The organism is Microcoleus sp. LAD1_D3 (assembly GCF_036702135.1).
Lineage (GTDB): Bacteria > Cyanobacteriota > Cyanobacteriia > Cyanobacteriales > Microcoleaceae > Microcoleus.
In genome coordinates this window covers 12,564-29,243 of the sequence record NZ_JAUBSB010000026.1, presented here as the reverse complement: position 1 = coordinate 29,243, position 16,680 = coordinate 12,564, and the positions used below count along the sequence as shown (strand labels likewise).

Sequence of the window (16,680 nt, the reverse complement as noted above, 5' to 3'; positions counted from 1 at the left end):
TAATAAGCTGGCAGTTCAGCCGGATCGGCGCTGCCAGCGATCGCCGATCGACTCACAACTTTGCCATCACAATGTCACACACTTACTTTGATTCTGAAAACGGTAACAAATCCTTCGAGATGCCCGGTGCCAGGCCGCATTACAACCCCGATCGCCCCGGTCAAGTAGAGCACATTTTCCTCGACTTAGTGCTGAATATTCCCAAACAAAGCTTTCGTGGCACTTGTAGCATCCGCATCAATCCAGTCCGCAGCGGTATTGACAAATTAACCTTAGATGCTGTCAACCTGAATATTAAATCAGTAAAAGTCGGCGAAATTGAGCAAAATTTCGACAGCGATGGCGAAGTGCTGCAAATTCAACTACACGAACCAACCGAAGCTTACCAACCAATTACAATTGCGATCGAATACTCGGTCGAAAAACCCCAGCGCGGCCTCTATTTCGTCGGCCCGGACAAACACTATCCAGACAAACCAACACAAGTTTGGACTCAAGGCGAAGACGAAGATTCCCGCTTCTGGTTTCCCTGTTTCGACTATCCCGGACAGTTGGCAACTTCGGAAATTAGAGTGCAAGTTCCGAGACAACTATTTGCTATTTCCAACGGCGAATTAATTAGTACAAAAAACGAAGGCGACGATAAAATTTATCACTGGTCCCAAACCCAGGTACACCCGACGTACTTAATGACCTTAGCAGTCGGAGATTTTGCCGAAATCAAAGACGAATGGAACGGCAAACCAGTTAATTATTACGTGGAAAGAAGCCGCGAAGCAGACGCTAAGCGCAGCATGGGCAAAACGCCTCAAATGATTCAATTCTTCTCTGAAGCATTTGGCTATCCTTACCCTTTTCCCAAATACGCTCAAGTCTGCGTCGATGATTTCATCTTCGGCGGTATGGAAAATACTTCGACAACTTTGCTGACAGATAGGTGCTTGTTAGACGAACGCGCCACCCTCGACAATCGAGGCACTGAAAGCTTAGTTGCCCACGAATTGGCTCACCAGTGGTTCGGGGATTTAGTAGTAATTAAACATTGGTCTCATGCTTGGCTAAAAGAAGGCATGGCTTCTTATTCAGAAGTGCTGTGGACTGACAAAGAATACGGCAAAGAAGACGCGGCTTACTATATGTTAAATGAAGCCCGCAATTATTTAGCTGAAGATAGTTCCCGCTACCGTCGCCCCATTGTTACTCACGTTTACCGCGAAGCCATTGAATTGTACGATCGCCACTTGTACGAAAAAGGTGCTTGCGTCTATCACATGATTCGCGCCGAGTTGGGCGACGAATTATTTTACAAAGCAATTCACACTTTTGTGCGGGATAACGCTCACAAAACTGTAGAAACCATCGATTTGCTCAGGGCGATAGAAAAGGCTACCGGTCGCAATCTCATGTTTTTGTTTGACCAGTACGTTTATCGCGGCGGCCATCCCGATTATAAGGTTGCTTATTCTTGGGACGGAGATAACAAATTAGCAAAAGTTACTGTAACACAAACTCAGGTAAAAGATAGCAAAAATGACAACGGCAACAGCAAAGATGTATTCGATCTGAAAATTCCGATCGGCTTCGGTTACAAGCCGGAAAAAGAGGCAGACGATGAAAGTTCTGCACGTTCAACCCCGAACCTAAAAACTTTCACAGTGCGAGTGTACGAACGCGAGCAAAGCTTCTATTTTCCTCTCGAAGAGAAGCCTGCATTTATCAGTTTTGATGTCGGCAATAAATACTTAAAAACTGTTGCGTTAGAGTATGGAGTTGCAGAACTAAAAGCTCAGTTGCAATTAGATCCAGACCCGGTTTCCCGGATTTACGCTGCCCAAGCTTTGGCGAAAAAGGGAGGACTGGAAGCTGTGAAAACGCTGTCAGAAGTTCTCAAGAAAGAGCCGTTCTGGGCAGTACGGGCCGAAGTTGCCGGTCAGTTAGTTGAAATTAAACTCGACCAAGTTTTTGAAGGTTTAGTAAGTGGTTTAAAAGATAAAGATGCTCGTGTTCGTCGCGCTGTGGTGAATGCGCTGGGTAAAATCCAAACTCACGAAACTTATAAAGCGCTGAGATCGATCGTCGAAAAAGGCGACGACAGCTATTATGTAGAAGCAGCAGCAGCGACAGCTATGGGCTCCATTGCAGGGGCTAACCCCGACGAAAAACCGAGCGACGAACAGGTACTGAAAGAGTTAAAATTGGTGCTGAAAGAGCGTCAGGGCTGGAATGAGGTAGTGAGATCGGGTGCGATCTCCGGTTTGGCGCAAATGAAAACTTCTGAAGATGCGCTGAATTTAATTTTGAAATACACAGCCGTCGGTACTCCGCAAGCTTTGCGCTTAGCTGCAATTCGATCGTTGGGCACAATTTCGACTGGTCAAACGAAGGTCAATTTAGAACGGATTTTGCAGCGATTGGCAGAATTATCTAAAGAGACGTTTTTCTTGACTCAAGTCTCTGTAGTAGCGGGATTAGGACAAATGCAAACTCGCAAAGCAATTCGCATTTTGCGTTCTTTAGCTGACCAAACTCCCGATGGCCGCGTCCGCCGCATGGCTGATGAAGCTGTGCAAAGAGTGCAGAAAAATGCTGGTTCTGATGCAGCGGTCAAGCAGTTGCGGGAGGAATTAGACCAGGTGAAAAAGGATAATCAAGATTTGAGGAGTCGGATGGAAAATTTGGAGGCTAAGGCGAAGAAAGATTAGGTGTAAAACCCCATACCGGCGCAGATAAAGGCAGATATTGGCGATCGGCTTTTATCTGCTTGTCGGTAGAGGATTGTGCGCGGTTATTATAATAATATTATTGTTGAGTGGGAGTGCATGGGAATTTCCTATTTTCGACAGACAGGAAAAGCCAAATATGTTTATTCTCCACTTTATTGCTGTCTCAACTTGGGAAGTGTCGAGAATCAGGATGGTGTTTTTATTTTTTAGTTGTAAACCGTTCATGAGGTTACAGCAGCTTTTGTAGCCACAAATATTGCAGAAATCATGAGTATAAAAATCGCTTTACTGGTCGATCAATCGGGGGTAATTCCCTATCGCATTCAAGACGGAGAAATTGAAGTAATGCTGATTACTTCTTCGGCTAGCAAGCGCTGGGTGATTCCCAAAGGATTAATTGAACCTGACATGACTCCCCAAGATTCCGCCGCCAAGGAAGCTTGGGAAGAAGCAGGTTTGTTGGGTAAAGTATTCCCGGATTTGCTGGGAACTTACGAGTATCAAAAGTCCGGCTATACTTGTCAGGTAGAAGTATTTTTAATGCAAGTGCAAGCAGTTCTAGAAATTTGGCCGGAAGCTGGCAAGAGAAAGCGGCAGTGGGTAAGTATTCCTAAAGCAATTAAGCGGGTTAATGAACCGGAACTCAAACTCATTTTGGCGGATTTGCCGAATCGGTTCTGGTGAAGAGTCGCTCGGTAAGGGCGGGTTTACCAATACTTTGGTTTTCAACCATAAATTCGGGTGAACCCGCTAAAAGAACAAAATGACTGAAGACTATATGCAGTAAGATTCGGGAGATGCGATCGCCATGCCATCTCCTCTGATGACCCACCTTAACCCGATTAAAATTCTCTCGCTCAATGACCTGCGCGACAACAAGCCAGAACGTCCAGGCTGGTCACTCACCTTCGGAGCCATCTGTGCAGATGCAGCCGCCGTTTGCCTCGACGATGGAGAACACTCTATCCCTGTGACGCTGACCATCGAGGGGATTCAACCCTGTGAAATCCAAATTCAATGGGATGCGATCGATGATACCATCCGTCGCTTCAATGCCGATCGGGAAGTTGCCACTGAATATGGAGCCTACGGTATCGCGGCGTTGATCATGCCTCATCTAACTGGACTCACCATCATCGAACGCTCTGTCAAAGGTAAAGGGTTAGGTTTTGACTTTTGGCTTGGTTCGCTCGAAGATCCAGGCACCCTATTTCAGCGTAAAGCCCGCTTAGAAGTCTCCGGGATTCGTAAAGGTTCTGACAGCATTATTCAAGCCAGAGTTAACATAAAATTAGAACAAATCCGCCCTTCAGATGACGTAGCTCCTGGCTATGTATCTGTAATTGAGTTCGGTACTCCCAAAGCACGGATCGTCAAAAAATGCAGACCGTAGAAGCCCTTCACCATGAAGCAATGGAACTGGTCGATCGAGCAGTTCTCGCCCGTCAGTGCGGTGATATCAACCAAGTGACTGCACTCACCAGAGCCGCCTTTGCGAAAGAACGGGCCGCAGCAGATTTAGTAGCAAACGAATGGGATTTTGAGCCTACTCGTTCTATACTGCATCGGAGCGCCGCCGTACTTGCCCTTGAGTGTGCCCAACTCCGAGAAGCAGAACGGCTGATTGGACGCGCCCTCGCAGGCAACCCTCCCACCGACATAGCGGATGAACTGCGTGACCTGCTTATAGAAGAAATTTACTCGCAGCGCCAAGCGATTGGAGCTTAATTTATTTGGCTCTCCGGTACTTGTTATGCTAAAAAGTTAGTAAATTTCTAAGTTTTTTAATTTTTGTTGTACATATATTGGATGAAAGCTAATCCCAGCTTGACTTTTAGCTTTGTTGCCGATAAAATAAAGTAGAAAGCAAAAATTTTGGTATCAAAAGTCAATTATGCCTTCCAACGCTCAGTTTAATCTCCTCGCCAAATTATTGGACTTGCCTGGGGTATTAATTAAGGATTATCAGTTTCATAAAGAAATCGGAGTAATTATACATATAGAAGGAGAGCAACAGCAAGCTTCTTGTCCTAGATGTGGCCTAAAAAGTGACAGACTCCATCAAAATCATTGGCATTTAGTTAAAGATTTACCCACAGCAGCTCGATTTGTTTATTTGCGAGTAAACTGCCGTCAATTCAAATGCGAAAAATGTCAAAAACCTTTTAGTGAATCTTTAGATTATGTCGGAAGAAATAGACATTATACGAAAAGGCTCGCTAGCCGAATTATTGAAGAAGTTTTAGACAGCAATATTCGGAGTGTAGCCCGAAGAAATGGGTTGAGCGAAGAAGAAGTTCAAACAATGTTAAAAGATGTAGCCCAAGAGTTATTAATAGAAAAACCTTCACAACTTAGAAGACTTGGCATGGATGAAATTGCCTTGGTAAAAGGCCAGGGAAACTATTGTGCTGTATTAGTAGATATAGAGACTAGACAGCTCTTGGCTATTGTCGAATCTAGACGGATAGAAGATTTGCGTAAAGTCTTACAGAGTTGGGGTTCTGAGATTCTAAATCAAATAGAAGAAGTCAGCATAGATTTATGGAAACCCTATAAAATTTTGGTTCAACAATTGATGCCAAATGCTGACGTAGTGGCGGACAGATTTCATGTAATGAAACAGGTCAATGAAGAATTAGACGAGCAAAGAAAAAGTGAAAAAAGAGAAGCTGAAGCTTTAAACAAGAAGACCCAAAACCCCCGCCATTTAGCAGCCATCAAAGAAAGTAAGTATGCCTTGTTGAAAAATGAAAAAGATTTAAATGAACCTCAAAAGCATAAGCTAAAAGAAGTCAAAAAAATGTTCCCAAAGCTAGCCACCATGCAGGTACTTAAAGAAGAATTAAGGGAAATATTTGAAACTGCAAAAAATGCCGAAGGGTTAATAAAGTTACTGGATTGGTTAGAAAAATCTGTGGCGTATTTTCCTAAAGCTAGTCAGACGATTATGAGATGGTTTGGAGAAATTGTGAATTATTTTGATAATCGAACCACTAATGGAATTGTTGAAGGAATTAACAATAAGCTAAAACTTATTAAAAGAGCCGCTTATGGGTTTGCTAATTTTGAAAATTTTAAACTCCGAAGCTTGCTAGCTTTTGGGTCGTTCTACTAACTTTTTAGCATAGCAAGTACCGGAGAGCCATTTATTTAAGCGTTAGCTGAGAGGAAAGGAATGCTTTCGGCTAAGTTATCCTTAACTTCAATTCCCTGTTTTCTCGCCCAAAACTGGCTCAAAAAGTGAATTTGCCGCAAGCCGACAACTAAATTTAAACCGGGTACAAAAAGCCACCAAACTGTTAGCGGTTCTTTGATTCCTTCTTGGCGGTACAATTCGTTCACTGCGTTGTAAAGTTTGAACTGCACGATGTAAATCCAGGCAATACCGAGCAAGGAAAACCAACCAAACCATCCGGGCACGTCAGGGTCGAATATCCGCAAAGCTTGGGGGACGGCTACTCCTAAAACAAAAGGAAGCAAGCAAAGAGTTCCCGACCAACCGCTGCCGTTATAGCGACGCAATTCTTCTTGAATAATCCATTTGTACCATCCGTAATATAGCAGTAAACTGACTGCTGACAGCAAAATTACTCGCCACAAAGAGCGCGGTTTACCTAAAGGTTTGTCGGACATATTGAGATGTAAGATATGAATGGCTATCTTGATTGTATTAACATTTGTTAATTATTGCAAAATCATTTCTCGAATCGATCGCGCTGTTGCAGGGGCCAGCAGAACACCGTTGCGATAGTGGCCACTGGCGATGAGAACGCGATCGTTACCGGGAAGCGTCTCGATAATTGGGGCCGGCCGCCCTTCCGGTCGCGGGCGCAATCCTGACCATTCCTTGATTATTTCAGCTTCTGCTAAGGCCGGACAAAGCAAACTCGCCCTCGCCATCACTTGCTCCAACATATCAGCCTTCGCCTGAATTTCCCCGCCATTTTCTGAAAACTCCAACGTCGCCCCCACCCAAAATTCCTGATTTCCCAAAGGCACAATGTGAACGTCATCGCAAGTAATTACTGGCCTAAAATCTGGGTTTCCTACAGGATTGGGCGATCGCAAATGCAGCGCTTGTCCCAACACCGGGCGAATATCAACCAACTGATTTAACGATGCAGTCACAGCAGCAGAACCCAAACCAGCCGCCACAATTAGTCGGTCGAACTCCAAACTAGCAGCAATCGCCGCTCCTTTAACTTCCACCCCAAACTCAAAAATCACCCCATTTCGTTCAGCAGCATCAACCAAAGCCAAAGTTAGCGCCGTCGGATCGACTTGCCGGTCTTGAGGCGAATAAATTGCAGCAATAATCTGATCATTTAAATAGAGATGAGGGCAGACTTCGCGCACTCGTTCCACATCCCAAAGTTCCAATTGCCAACCTTGAGAACGGCGAGTGGCTATCAACTTTTCCCACTTACTTAAATCCTCTCCCTCCGAACAAAGCATTAAAATTCCTTGTTTGTTAAAAGGAATTTTTCGCCCCGTAACTGCTTCCAATTTGGGAATCAAAGTTTCGTAGCGCTGAAGGCTGGTTTCCCTCAACTGCCAATTTCTACCCTTAGTTTTGTGGCTGATAACTCCCATCAAAACACCGAGTGCAGCGCCAGTCGAACCTTGAGCCGGCGGCTGTTTGTCGAACACAGTAACTTTCAGTTCGGGAAATTGACTTAGTTCAAAGGCGATCGAACCCCCAACAATACCGCAACCAATAATTGCAACGCGAATCATTCAATTTTAGATTTTAGATTTTAGATTTTAGATTTTAGATTTTATAGAAGTTTCTGGTAGTTTTTCGTAGGGTACACACGGAGCACATTATCTTCTCGGTGAGCCGTGTGTACCCTATGCCAAGCCCTCAAGCTATTAAGCTTTAGGAATTAGCTGTAAAAAGGTATCGAAATCATTGACAGCTTTTTGATAGCTGGTCGTGACTTTTGCATAGTCAAGCTCTTTAGCAGCAAGATCAATGTTAACCAACTCGGTAAACAAACTCTTAGTTAAATCAACAGCTTGTTGTTGAGAACTAGGCAACAAACTCGCAGAGACGGTTTTCATCGTGTTCCGCAAGTCGCCTAGAGGCCCGTGAATGTAAGTTCTGGTATCAACCCAATTCCGTTTTTGAATTAGGGTTCCCAGGTTGTCCATGCGCGATCGGAACTCTGTCAGGGTAGGAACATAGCGCTGAATTTGCTGGGTCTGTGCTGCTGTGTAAGTCGTTGGAACTTTTGCTTCGACACTGCTGCAACTAACCAGAAATGCCATCAAAAACGCCATCATCAAGGCAAAAATTGAACGGGGACGAGTCATATCAATGTTTTAGATTTTAGATTTTAGATTTCTCGTTCTCAGGCAGAGGCTGGGAATGCAGCTCGGTGAGGAGCTGGTTCACTGACCTAGCACCGAGAGTTATGTACAAAATATTATTTTACCTCCTGGCGGCGCAGAAAAGTGATCACAGCATTGCCAACTTTTTCTGACCAATGTTCTTGAGGATAATGCCCCGCTTGTTCCAGTGTGACTAACTCTGCATTTTGCAGGGAACCGACTAGCTTTTGAACAGGTTCAACACTCAGCCAAGGATCTGTCAAACCCCAGACAAATAAAGTTGGTCGAGTCCATCCTTTCAAGCCGGATTCAATTTCGGCCATTGACTGCGGCAACTGAATATTGCGGACTGTATTCATCAGCGATCGACCTGCATCCGAACTCTTCAAAAACGGCCGACGGTAAACATCTAAATCCTTGTCTGATATTGTCTGGCGGCTGCCACCTTCGAGAGTTCTGTCAACCAAAAGTGGGTCTTGCGTCATCATGTCGCCAATAAAAGGCAGCCCCAACTGCTGCATTTTCCAAGGCAACTTGATATCTGCTGACACTGGTGTATTTATGACAGCTAGACGCTCAATTTTATCGGGATTGCGTAAAGCGTATTGAATGCCGGCTGAAGCTAAAAATCCTTGGACAACGAGGTAAAATCGGTCTAATTCTATAGCTTGAATAAAGCCAGCGAGGGCGTCAATAAAAGCATCGGGAGTGTAGGCAAAGTCGCGCTTGTCTGGTTTTGTCGATCGCCCGTAACCCACCCAATCGGGGGCGATCGATCTAAATCCCTGGGCCGCCAAATCCGGCATCATTACAGTCCAGGTAAAACTCTGGGACGGCAAACCGTGCAGCAGCAGTACGGGGGGTTTACCAGTTTCGTTAACCGGATTTGTTTCCCGATAAAACCATTGCAGCGGGCCTACTTCAACTATTTTCTCATCAATTAACATTATTTTACTGGTTATTTATCAAAGAATAAGGCGGGGAATACCCGCCCTACTTACCTAATAGTTGGGTGTGCACAGATCACCTTACCCAACTAATTACAGCCGCGTTTAGAAATTCATTTCAGCAGCTTGAACTTTTTCGACCTGTTTCTTCTTGAGAACCAGCATAATTTGAGCCAGCATGGTCAAAGCTACGAAAGCCATCAATCCTTTAACTCGATCGGCACTTTGCAGCACAATCTCTACGTCTTTTTGACCGAAGCCGCCCACATTAGGATTGTTCGTCAAAAGTTCGCCTGCTGCAACTGTTTGTCCTTCGGTAACAATCAGTTCTGGGCCTGCGGGAATCGTATCAACAACGGCTGCACCTTCTGCAGGTTGAATTGTCACTTGATAACCGCCATCTTCCTGTTGAGCAATCTTAGAAATGGTGCCAGCTACCGAAGCATTGTAAACAGTATTATTGCTCTTTTCGCCAGTAGGATAAACCTGACCGCGACCGCGGTTGCCACCAACATAAATTTGGTATTTGCCGTAGTGAACCGACTTGTCAGTTTCCGGATTCGGCGACAAAACTGGGAATACCAATTCTTTGTACTGTTCTCCCGGTACTGGGCCCACTAAAACAATATTTTCTTGGGTTTCGCTGTAAGGTTGGAAGTAAAGATCGCCGACTTTTTCCTTCATTTCTTCGGGAATTCTGTCAGCGGGAGCAATCTTGAAACCTTCGGGCAACATCACAACTGCGCCGACATTCAAGCCACCTTTGCTGCCGTCGCCGACAACTTGTTGCACGCTAGTATCGTAGGGAATCTTGACAATAGCTTCAAACACTGTGTCAGGTAAAACAGATTGCGGCACTTCAACTTGAGTCGGTTTTGCACCGAGGTGACAGTTAGCGCAAACAATGCGACCTGTTGCTTCGCGGGGAGTAGCGGGTGCTGTTTGCTGAGCCCAGAAAGGGTAAGCAAATGCTGCTTGGGGAAGTGCGATGTCGCTGGTGAGGAAAAATCCTGCGGCTACGATCGCAATTAAGGCTGTTTTCGCGATCGTCCTGGCACTGCGGCGAAATATCGCAGATAAATTAGTTTGTGGCATTAGAGTATTCAATCTCAAAGGTCAGACAATTTTGGATTTTGGATTTTGGATTTTGGATTTTGGATTTTGGATTTTGGATTTTGGATTTTGGATTATTAGACTGCTTTAGGGATGCACTTATCTGTGGTTTTCACCATTCACCCCCTATCTAAAATCTCAAATCTAAAATCCAAAATAGTTTAAGACCACCAAGGTGCTTCGCCGGTGCGGAAATCAGTTTCTTTCCAAGTTGTAAAAGCGATCTTGTCATCTGCGACAGTGGCGTGGGCCAGGGCCAGAGACAAAGGCGCGGGGCCGCGCACCACTTTGCCCTCATTGTTGTATTGAGAACCGTGGCAAGGACAGATAAACTTGTTTTCGCTAACATTCCAAGGCACGACGCAACCCAAGTGAGTGCAGACTGCATTGATGCCGTAGTCGGCGATAGATAAGTCTTCTTTCACCACAACATAGGTGGGGTCGCCTTTGAGACCTTGGGCTAAGCTGCGATCGCCCGCAGGGTGCGAAGCCAAATATTCGCTAACGATGATGTCGTTACCCAAAGCATCTTTAGCTGTCACCCCGCCACCAACTGCCCCACTCGATGGAGGAACAAAATACTGGACAACGGGATAGAGTGCGCCCAGTGCCACACCTGTGACTGTACCGAACGTCAGCAAATTCATAAATTGGCGACGCCCCATATCGGGGACATCGGGATTTCCAGCAGAAGATTGAGCCATGACCTGCCTTTACGGTTTTAAGTTACGTTTGTTTGTTAGCTGTTAGCGAACCTGTACGTGCAGAGGAAGGAGGATAATTGCCGTTAATCTGCTCGCACAAATTTTAGGCCGCGAAAATTCCTTTTAAGAATGCGCCTTCCAGCCTTTATTAGAGTATTATTACATTTTTTGAACTTTGTCTTTTATTGTTTAATGGATTAACTCAGGAGCAACCATGACGGGCCAGGATTTACACCAGCTACTGCTAGAAAAATGGGGAAAGTCTTACGATATCAGATTGCGGCGGACGCGGGGCAAGATTTTTGTGCAAGTTATGTGGAAATATCTAGAACAGGCATCTTTTCCGATGACGGAGGCTGATTATTTCGAGCATTTGGATGCGGTGGCCAATTACCTCAACGGCTGGGGGAGCACAGAACAGGTGAGAGAATACATCATAACTACTCGCGATCGCCCCCGCTTGGGTAAAGCTGTCAGCGTCGCCTTAGATTTGGGTGAAAGAGCCTCGGAGTGGTTGCTAGACGAGTTTTGAATCAGTCATTAGTCCTCACTCATCAGTCCTCCGTCATATCAAATCCAGTTACATCCGAATGATACCGGAGTGCGAGCCTCCCCCCTTGGCTGCGCCGAGGGAAACCAAAGCGCTACATCCGAATGATACCGGAGTGCGAGCCTCCCCCCTCGCTTTGGGAAACTATAGCGATCGTGATGTGCTAAACCAGCTCTTGTGTGGCGGGATTTCCGGCGCGGGCCCTGCTGTGGGATTTAAATGCTGCAACAGCTTGTGGGGCTTTTTAAATTTTGGGCGATCGGACTTGCGACGCTGACCAAAATCATCAGAACCAATTTCTGTCAACAATTTCACATACAATGAGTGTCAGATATCTTGTGAAATTTAGGAGAATGTTGTAATGGGTGTTGCACTGGGAATGGTTGAAGTCTTAGGATTTCCCGCTGCAGTAGAAGTTGCGGACTCAATGGTGAAAGCAGCCAGTGTTACTTTAGTTCGCTATGAGAAAATAACCCGCGCCTACTGGACAATTATAGTGCGAGGAGATGTTTCTGAAGTGCAAGCAGCAGTGGCTGCTGGAATTGAATCAGTTAAAAAGGTCGATGGCGGAAAGTTGCTATCGTATCACATAATTGCTCGTCCCCACGAGAATCTGGATTACGTTTTGCCGATCGGCTTTACTCCCGAAGTAGAACAGTTCCGAATGTAGTCAAAGTTTTGACAAAACTTTGGTGTGGAATTTTAACTTTTAGTAATTATAGAGGCGCGGGCGATCGCGTCTCTATATTTTTTGGGCTGCGAGTTGATCGCTCTTTCTGTGGAGTTTTTAGCGCCCTAAAAGCTTCACCAAACCAACCCCACCAAAATACAAGCTCAGCACCGCACCTCCCAAAAGACTTTGCGTTAAAGGGTCAGTAGAAGGCGTTAACACCGCTCCCAAAACTGCCGCTCCCAAGACTACATACCGCCAGCCGGAGAGCATTTGGTTGGAAGAAACTATGCCCAAAACGCCGAGCAATACTTGGACAATCGGGATTTGAAAAGCTAAGCCCGTGCTGAACATTAACAGCAGCACAAATTTAAAGTATTTGTCGATCGACCACAACTGCTCTACAACATCCGCTCCATAGGTAACAAAGAAGTTAAGCGCCGCCGGAATCAGAGCGATGTAAGCAAATACTAAACCGCCCAAAAATAGGAAACTGGAACCGAAAAACACCGGCCCCAGCAACCTGCGTTCTTTGCGAGTCAAGCCGGGGAGAACAAACAGCGCTATCTGGTAAAAAATAAACGGACTGGCGATGAGCAAGCCACTGTATCCCGCTACTTCGATAGAAACAAAGAAATACTCGCCCGGAGCTAGTTGCAGAAACTTGACGGGCCCGGCCGGTACTTCTAGCAGTTGCACGATGGGTTTAACTGTGAAAAAGCAACCGGTTACTGCGATTGCTACTGCAATTAGCGAGTAGAAAAGTCGCTGTCGCAATTCTTCTAAATGGTCGAATAAAGACATTTCAACTTCGTCGGGAAGTTCGTCGAGAAATTCGTTTTCTAAGTTGCGAGAACCCATCGCACCGCCTGCGATTGGTGCAATGCTATTTTCCGGGCTAATTGTTTCGAGGTTGTTGTCGGAACCTTGTTCGGATGTCTCCAAGTTTGAGGGAGCAGTCATAGGGAATGGGTAATTGGTAAGGGGTAATTGGGAAGAGAGAAGGGGTAATTGAAAATTGGTAATTGGAAATTAGTAATTGGGAATAGTTATTTCATAATTGCTCCGAATTCCTTCTTCATTCTTCATTCTGACTTCAGCAGCAGAAGGAACGATCGATAATTAATCCGTGTAGGGGTATCAAAATCCGTGCATTGCCTTCATTATTCAATGCCGATCGCAATTTTGCCGACCGCGCGGCCCGTTTCGCTGTAAACGTGGGCTGCTGCTACTTCTGCTAAGCTGTAAGTGCGATCGACAATCGGCTCAACTTTATCGGATTCTATTAACTCCCGCAAAGCCCTTAAATCGCTGTTGTTGGCATTGGCGACAATTAATTTAGCTTTTTTACCCGATATAAACCAGCTTGTTAACATCGGTGCGAGGTTCTCTAAACTCGGCAAAGTCGAGATATAAATTCCCTCTGGTTGCAGCACTTTTTCGCATTCAGCAAATGTTCTTGTCCCGACAGCATCCAAGATTATATCATATTTTTCGGGCTGTTGAGTAAAGTCAACTTCTGCGTAATCCAGAACAAAATCGGCTCCCAAACTCTTGACAAATTCTCTATTTTTACCGCTGCAAACTCCTCTTACTTCCGCATTCATTGCTTTCGCAACTTGCACGGCAAAAGTGCCAACTCCGCCGGAAGCGCCGTTAATCAATACTTTGTTTCCTGCTTGAATTTGACCCAAATCCCTGAGCGATTGCAAAGCAGTTAAACCTGCGATCGGTACTGCTGCTGCTTCTGCATGAGTGATGTTTTTCGGTTTAATTGCGGCACTCGATTCTGGCACGACAGCGTATTCGGCACAAGCACCGCCAGTTAGGGGATTTAAGAAAGTATAAACTTCATCTCCTGGCTGAAATTTGGTGACTTCCCGGCCGACTTCCACGACAACTCCCGATATGTCAGAACCGACTATTCGAGGAAAGTTATATCCTGTTAATAGTTGCAGGTGTCCTTGCCGGATTTTCCAGTCAACGGGATTGACGCTGCTAGCGCGAACTCGCACTAACAATTCGTTGGATTTGGCGATCGGCTTTTCCAATTCTCGGTACTGCAACTCCTCGGCGGAACCGTAGCGATCGAACGCAACTGCTTTCATGGCAAATTTTCCGGTTTATTTCCAATAGAACACTCAATCCTTTACAATTACAGCACATTCGATCTAAATGTGACACAGTAAATTGAGCCAGCCTTGTAGCAGCGGGCGATCGACTCTTGGAGACCTCCAGACAGGGCGCAGGCGTGAGGCAATGGGTTCGCTGGCTGAGTGCGATGGCTAGCGATTAAAGTTAATAGGAACAGGGCGAGCGATCCCATAACCCTGAGCATAATCTACTCCAATCTCCCGCAATTTTTCTAAGATCGCCTCGTCTTCGACAAACTCAGCTATAGTTTGCAGATTCATCGCATGGGCAATACGATTAAAGCCTTCAACCAGCGCTTGAGAAATCAAATTATGACTAATATTCTTGACAAAAGCACCATCAATTTTTAGATAATCCACTGGTAAATTCATCAGATAAGCAAACGAACTCAACCCACTGCCAAAATCATCTAAAGCAAAGCAACAGCCAATCTTTTTGAGTTCGCTCATGAAATATCTGGCTTGCTCAAAGTTTGCGATCGCTGCGGTTTCCGTGATTTCAAAACCAATGGTTTGTGGGGGGACTTGGTAGCGAGAAAATTGTTCGATTAAAAACCTCATAAACTGATTGTTACTAATGCTAGCCCCAGAAAGATTGATCGTATACAAGCCTTGATTAACAACATCTTTCTTCGGTAAATTGTGATAATTAGAGAAAAATTTTTCGATAACCCAACAATCGATCTCAGTTATCAAGCCATAACGCTCGGCGGCGGGAATAAACTCATTGGGAGATACTACTTCTCCATTTTCGTCCCGCATTCTGAGCAAAATCTCATAATGCTCTACTAATGGTTTAGTGGTAATAGAGACAATCTTTTGGTAATAGAGACAAAAACGATTGGTTTCCAGCGCTCGGCTGATTTTGGAAATCAACTGCCTCTCACCACGTTGTTTAATTAGTTCGCTATCATCTAGACTATAAATATGAACACAGTTGCGGCCTCTAGCTTTGGCGGCATAACAAGCGGCATCAGCCGCTCCCAGAAGCTCCCTCAAATCTTGGCTGTTTTGGTCAATAGCAACAACTCCAATGCTGACTCCGATGATAAAGGTTTTGCCATTCCAAATAAACCGAAACTGATGCACTAGGTCTTTGAGATTTTCCGCAATCTTAGCTGCTTGAGATAGTGGACATTGAGTGAGCAAAATACCAAATTCATCACCTCCCAAGCGAGCCAGCATATCACTAGCACGGACTCCCTGTTGAATAAGTGCGGTGATTTGGCGCAGGAGCTCATCGCCAGCAATATGACCGACGGTATCGTTAACGACTTTGAACTGATCTAAATCTAAATAACAGAGAGCGTGCTGGTGATTGCTATCTTGAACAGAGGCGATCGCCTCAACTAGCTGCTGCTCAAATCTTCGACGGTTGATTAACCCCGTCAGGGCATCGTGATTCGCTTCCCAAGAGAGTTGACGGGTGAGATAGCGCGATTCAGTAACATCATGAAAGACGATAACTGCCCCAATAATTTGACCTTGGCGGTCTCGAATCGGTGCAGCCGAGTCAGCAATGGGATACTCGGTTCCATCATGAGCAACCAGAATAGTATTGTTAGCTAAGGTCACAATTCGCTCCTCTAATAGAGCCTTGTTTATAGGATTCTCTACTGGCTCTCGCGTTACTTGATCAACAATTAGGAATAATTTAGAGAAAGCAAGTCCTTGAACCTCATGAGTTTGCCAGCCTGTCAGTCGCTCAGCTATAGGGTTGAAATATCTCACATTACCTTGGGCATCTGTAGTGATAACCCCATCACCAATTGATTGCAGTGTCACTTGAGCCAATTCCTTTTCGGCAAAGAGAGACTCTTCGAGACGTTGCCGTTCTTCAATTTCTCTCAAAAGACGTAAATTCTGCTTTTGGAGTCTTTGTTGCAGCCTTCCGATAGTTAGGTGGGTTTCGACACGAGCTAATACTTCTTCGAGTTGAAATGGCTTAGCAATATAATCTACCCCTCCCGCAGCAAGCCCTTGCACCTTATTATAAGTTTCATTTAGCGCACTCAAAAAAATTATGGGAATGTCGGCGGTGCGAGGGTCAGATTTTAATTGTTTACACACTTCATAGCCATCAATATCTGGCAATTTAATGTCGAGTAAAATTAGCTCCGTCGATGGCAATTGGGCGGCTCGGATAGCCATTGCCCCTGTTATAGCACTGCGAACTTTATAACCCTCTGCCCTCAAAGTATCCCTGAGAAGACGCAGGTTATCAGGCAAATCATCAACAATTAAAATATTGCCTCGGTAGTTTGTAGCTCGATCGCTAATCCTATCGCTAGTTCTATCGACAATCATACAGATTTCCCTAGTTTCCTGCTAGAGGAATATAAGCCTATGCACAAATAGTATAGTTGAATTATTACGTTATAAAGGTCACTTTACGCCGAAAGAAGTTCTGCGATCCCCGAGATAGTGGGCTGGCAAGGGGGCGCAGCTTTACAAATCTGAATTGTTCGAGTAGGGGCAGTCCC

At 45.2% G+C, this 16,680-nt stretch carries 17 protein-coding genes; 8 read left to right on the top strand and 9 right to left on the bottom strand.

Annotated features, from left to right (window positions below; all coding sequences use genetic code 11):
* Positions 1–71: 71 nt before the first annotated feature.
* From QUA74_RS16285 to QUA74_RS16265, 5 genes are all read left to right on the top strand, one after another.
* Entirely contained in the window at positions 72–2,702 is a 2,631-nt protein-coding gene (locus QUA74_RS16285) for a M1 family metallopeptidase (protein WP_333330841.1), read from the top strand.
* A gap of 288 nt (positions 2,703–2,990) precedes the next feature.
* Positions 2,991–3,407, top strand: coding sequence for an NUDIX hydrolase (locus QUA74_RS16280; RefSeq protein WP_190661653.1), 417 nt, complete (start codon positions 2,991–2,993; stop codon positions 3,405–3,407).
* A 124-nt stretch (positions 3,408–3,531) separates the two neighbouring features.
* Complete coding sequence (locus tag QUA74_RS16275; RefSeq protein WP_333330838.1) at positions 3,532–4,116, top strand: hypothetical protein; 585 nt, start codon at positions 3,532–3,534, stop codon at positions 4,114–4,116.
* Positions 4,104–4,451 (top strand): hypothetical protein, encoded by a 348-nt coding sequence (locus QUA74_RS16270; protein ID WP_333330835.1) that lies wholly within the window; start codon positions 4,104–4,106, stop codon positions 4,449–4,451. The genes QUA74_RS16275 and QUA74_RS16270 overlap by 13 nt, the downstream gene beginning before the upstream one ends.
* Positions 4,452–4,617: 166 nt before the next feature.
* The gene (locus QUA74_RS16265; protein WP_333330832.1) at positions 4,618–5,841 is read left to right on the top strand and encodes an ISL3 family transposase; all 1,224 of its coding nucleotides are present in this window, start codon (positions 4,618–4,620) and stop codon (positions 5,839–5,841) included.
* 35 nt (positions 5,842–5,876) lie between these two features.
* On the opposite strand, the gene QUA74_RS16260 is transcribed toward QUA74_RS16265, so the two are convergent.
* The 6 genes from QUA74_RS16260 to petC form a co-directional block, all read right to left on the bottom strand.
* Entirely contained in the window at positions 5,877–6,359 is a 483-nt protein-coding gene (locus tag QUA74_RS16260) for a hypothetical protein (protein WP_333330830.1), read from the bottom strand.
* Positions 6,360–6,410: 51 nt separating this feature from the next.
* Positions 6,411–7,463 carry an FAD-dependent oxidoreductase gene (locus QUA74_RS16255; RefSeq protein ID WP_333330827.1) on the bottom strand — a complete coding sequence of 351 codons (1,053 nt, stop codon included), beginning with the start codon at positions 7,461–7,463 and terminating at the stop codon, positions 6,411–6,413.
* Positions 7,464–7,598: 135 nt separating this feature from the next.
* Complete coding sequence (gene psbQ / locus QUA74_RS16250; RefSeq protein WP_333330823.1) at positions 7,599–8,042, bottom strand: photosystem II protein PsbQ; 444 nt, start codon at positions 8,040–8,042, stop codon at positions 7,599–7,601.
* 113 nt (positions 8,043–8,155) lie between these two features.
* Positions 8,156–9,007 (bottom strand): alpha/beta fold hydrolase, encoded by an 852-nt coding sequence (locus tag QUA74_RS16245; RefSeq protein WP_333330820.1) that lies wholly within the window; start codon positions 9,005–9,007, stop codon positions 8,156–8,158.
* 105 nt (positions 9,008–9,112) lie between these two features.
* Complete coding sequence (gene petA, locus QUA74_RS16240) at positions 9,113–10,102, bottom strand: cytochrome f (RefSeq protein WP_333330818.1); 990 nt, start codon at positions 10,100–10,102, stop codon at positions 9,113–9,115.
* 179 nt (positions 10,103–10,281) lie between these two features.
* Positions 10,282–10,824 carry a cytochrome b6-f complex iron-sulfur subunit gene (gene petC / locus QUA74_RS16235; protein WP_333330815.1) on the bottom strand — a complete coding sequence of 181 codons (543 nt, stop codon included), beginning with the start codon at positions 10,822–10,824 and terminating at the stop codon, positions 10,282–10,284.
* A 214-nt stretch (positions 10,825–11,038) separates the two neighbouring features.
* On the opposite strand from petC, the gene QUA74_RS16230 reads away from it, so the two are divergent.
* From QUA74_RS16230 to QUA74_RS16220, 3 genes are all read left to right on the top strand, one after another.
* A complete protein-coding gene (locus QUA74_RS16230) occupies positions 11,039–11,356 on the top strand; it encodes a DUF3067 family protein (RefSeq protein ID WP_333330812.1) in 318 nt (105 codons plus the stop codon).
* A gap of 58 nt (positions 11,357–11,414) precedes the next feature.
* Positions 11,415–11,651: a hypothetical protein gene (locus QUA74_RS16225; protein ID WP_333330809.1), complete on the top strand. Its 237-nt coding sequence runs from the start codon at positions 11,415–11,417 to the stop codon at positions 11,649–11,651.
* Between the two features lie 84 nt (positions 11,652–11,735).
* On the top strand, positions 11,736–12,044 hold the full coding sequence (locus QUA74_RS16220) for a carbon dioxide-concentrating mechanism protein CcmK (RefSeq protein WP_333158710.1): 309 nt from the start codon (positions 11,736–11,738) through the stop codon (positions 12,042–12,044).
* A gap of 117 nt (positions 12,045–12,161) precedes the next feature.
* Here the strand turns inward: QUA74_RS16220 and tatC are convergent, their stop codons facing one another.
* The 3 genes from tatC to QUA74_RS16205 form a co-directional block, all read right to left on the bottom strand.
* On the bottom strand, positions 12,162–13,007 hold the full coding sequence (gene tatC, locus QUA74_RS16215; RefSeq protein WP_333330806.1) for a twin-arginine translocase subunit TatC: 846 nt from the start codon (positions 13,005–13,007) through the stop codon (positions 12,162–12,164).
* A gap of 200 nt (positions 13,008–13,207) precedes the next feature.
* Positions 13,208–14,152, bottom strand: coding sequence for an NAD(P)-dependent alcohol dehydrogenase (locus QUA74_RS16210; RefSeq protein WP_333330803.1), 945 nt, complete (start codon positions 14,150–14,152; stop codon positions 13,208–13,210).
* Between the two features lie 177 nt (positions 14,153–14,329).
* Positions 14,330–16,504 carry an EAL domain-containing protein gene (locus tag QUA74_RS16205; RefSeq protein WP_333330801.1) on the bottom strand — a complete coding sequence of 725 codons (2,175 nt, stop codon included), beginning with the start codon at positions 16,502–16,504 and terminating at the stop codon, positions 14,330–14,332.
* Positions 16,505–16,680: the final 176 nt, after the last annotated feature.

Excerpts from the sequence above, each read along its gene's own strand:
- QUA74_RS16285 (WP_333330841.1), top strand. The coding sequence starts at position 72 with ATGTCACACACTTACTTTGATTCTGAAAACGGTAACAAATCCTTCGAG.
- QUA74_RS16280 (WP_190661653.1), top strand. The coding sequence starts at position 2,991 with ATGAGTATAAAAATCGCTTTACTGGTCGATCAATCGGGGGTAATTCCC.
- QUA74_RS16275 (WP_333330838.1), top strand. The coding sequence starts at position 3,532 with ATGCCATCTCCTCTGATGACCCACCTTAACCCGATTAAAATTCTCTCG.
- QUA74_RS16270 (WP_333330835.1), top strand. The coding sequence starts at position 4,104 with ATGCAGACCGTAGAAGCCCTTCACCATGAAGCAATGGAACTGGTCGAT.
- QUA74_RS16265 (WP_333330832.1), top strand. The coding sequence starts at position 4,618 with ATGCCTTCCAACGCTCAGTTTAATCTCCTCGCCAAATTATTGGACTTG.
- QUA74_RS16260 (WP_333330830.1), bottom strand. The coding sequence starts at position 6,359 with ATGTCCGACAAACCTTTAGGTAAACCGCGCTCTTTGTGGCGAGTAATT.
- QUA74_RS16255 (WP_333330827.1), bottom strand. The coding sequence starts at position 7,463 with ATGATTCGCGTTGCAATTATTGGTTGCGGTATTGTTGGGGGTTCGATC.
- psbQ (WP_333330823.1), bottom strand. The coding sequence starts at position 8,042 with ATGACTCGTCCCCGTTCAATTTTTGCCTTGATGATGGCGTTTTTGATG.
- QUA74_RS16245 (WP_333330820.1), bottom strand. The coding sequence starts at position 9,007 with ATGTTAATTGATGAGAAAATAGTTGAAGTAGGCCCGCTGCAATGGTTT.
- petA (WP_333330818.1), bottom strand. The coding sequence starts at position 10,102 with ATGCCACAAACTAATTTATCTGCGATATTTCGCCGCAGTGCCAGGACG.
- petC (WP_333330815.1), bottom strand. The coding sequence starts at position 10,824 with ATGGCTCAATCTTCTGCTGGAAATCCCGATGTCCCCGATATGGGGCGT.
- QUA74_RS16230 (WP_333330812.1), top strand. The coding sequence starts at position 11,039 with ATGACGGGCCAGGATTTACACCAGCTACTGCTAGAAAAATGGGGAAAG.
- QUA74_RS16225 (WP_333330809.1), top strand. The coding sequence starts at position 11,415 with ATGATACCGGAGTGCGAGCCTCCCCCCTTGGCTGCGCCGAGGGAAACC.
- QUA74_RS16220 (WP_333158710.1), top strand. The coding sequence starts at position 11,736 with ATGGGTGTTGCACTGGGAATGGTTGAAGTCTTAGGATTTCCCGCTGCA.
- tatC (WP_333330806.1), bottom strand. The coding sequence starts at position 13,007 with ATGACTGCTCCCTCAAACTTGGAGACATCCGAACAAGGTTCCGACAAC.
- QUA74_RS16210 (WP_333330803.1), bottom strand. The coding sequence starts at position 14,152 with ATGAAAGCAGTTGCGTTCGATCGCTACGGTTCCGCCGAGGAGTTGCAG.
- QUA74_RS16205 (WP_333330801.1), bottom strand. The coding sequence starts at position 16,504 with ATGATTGTCGATAGAACTAGCGATAGGATTAGCGATCGAGCTACAAAC.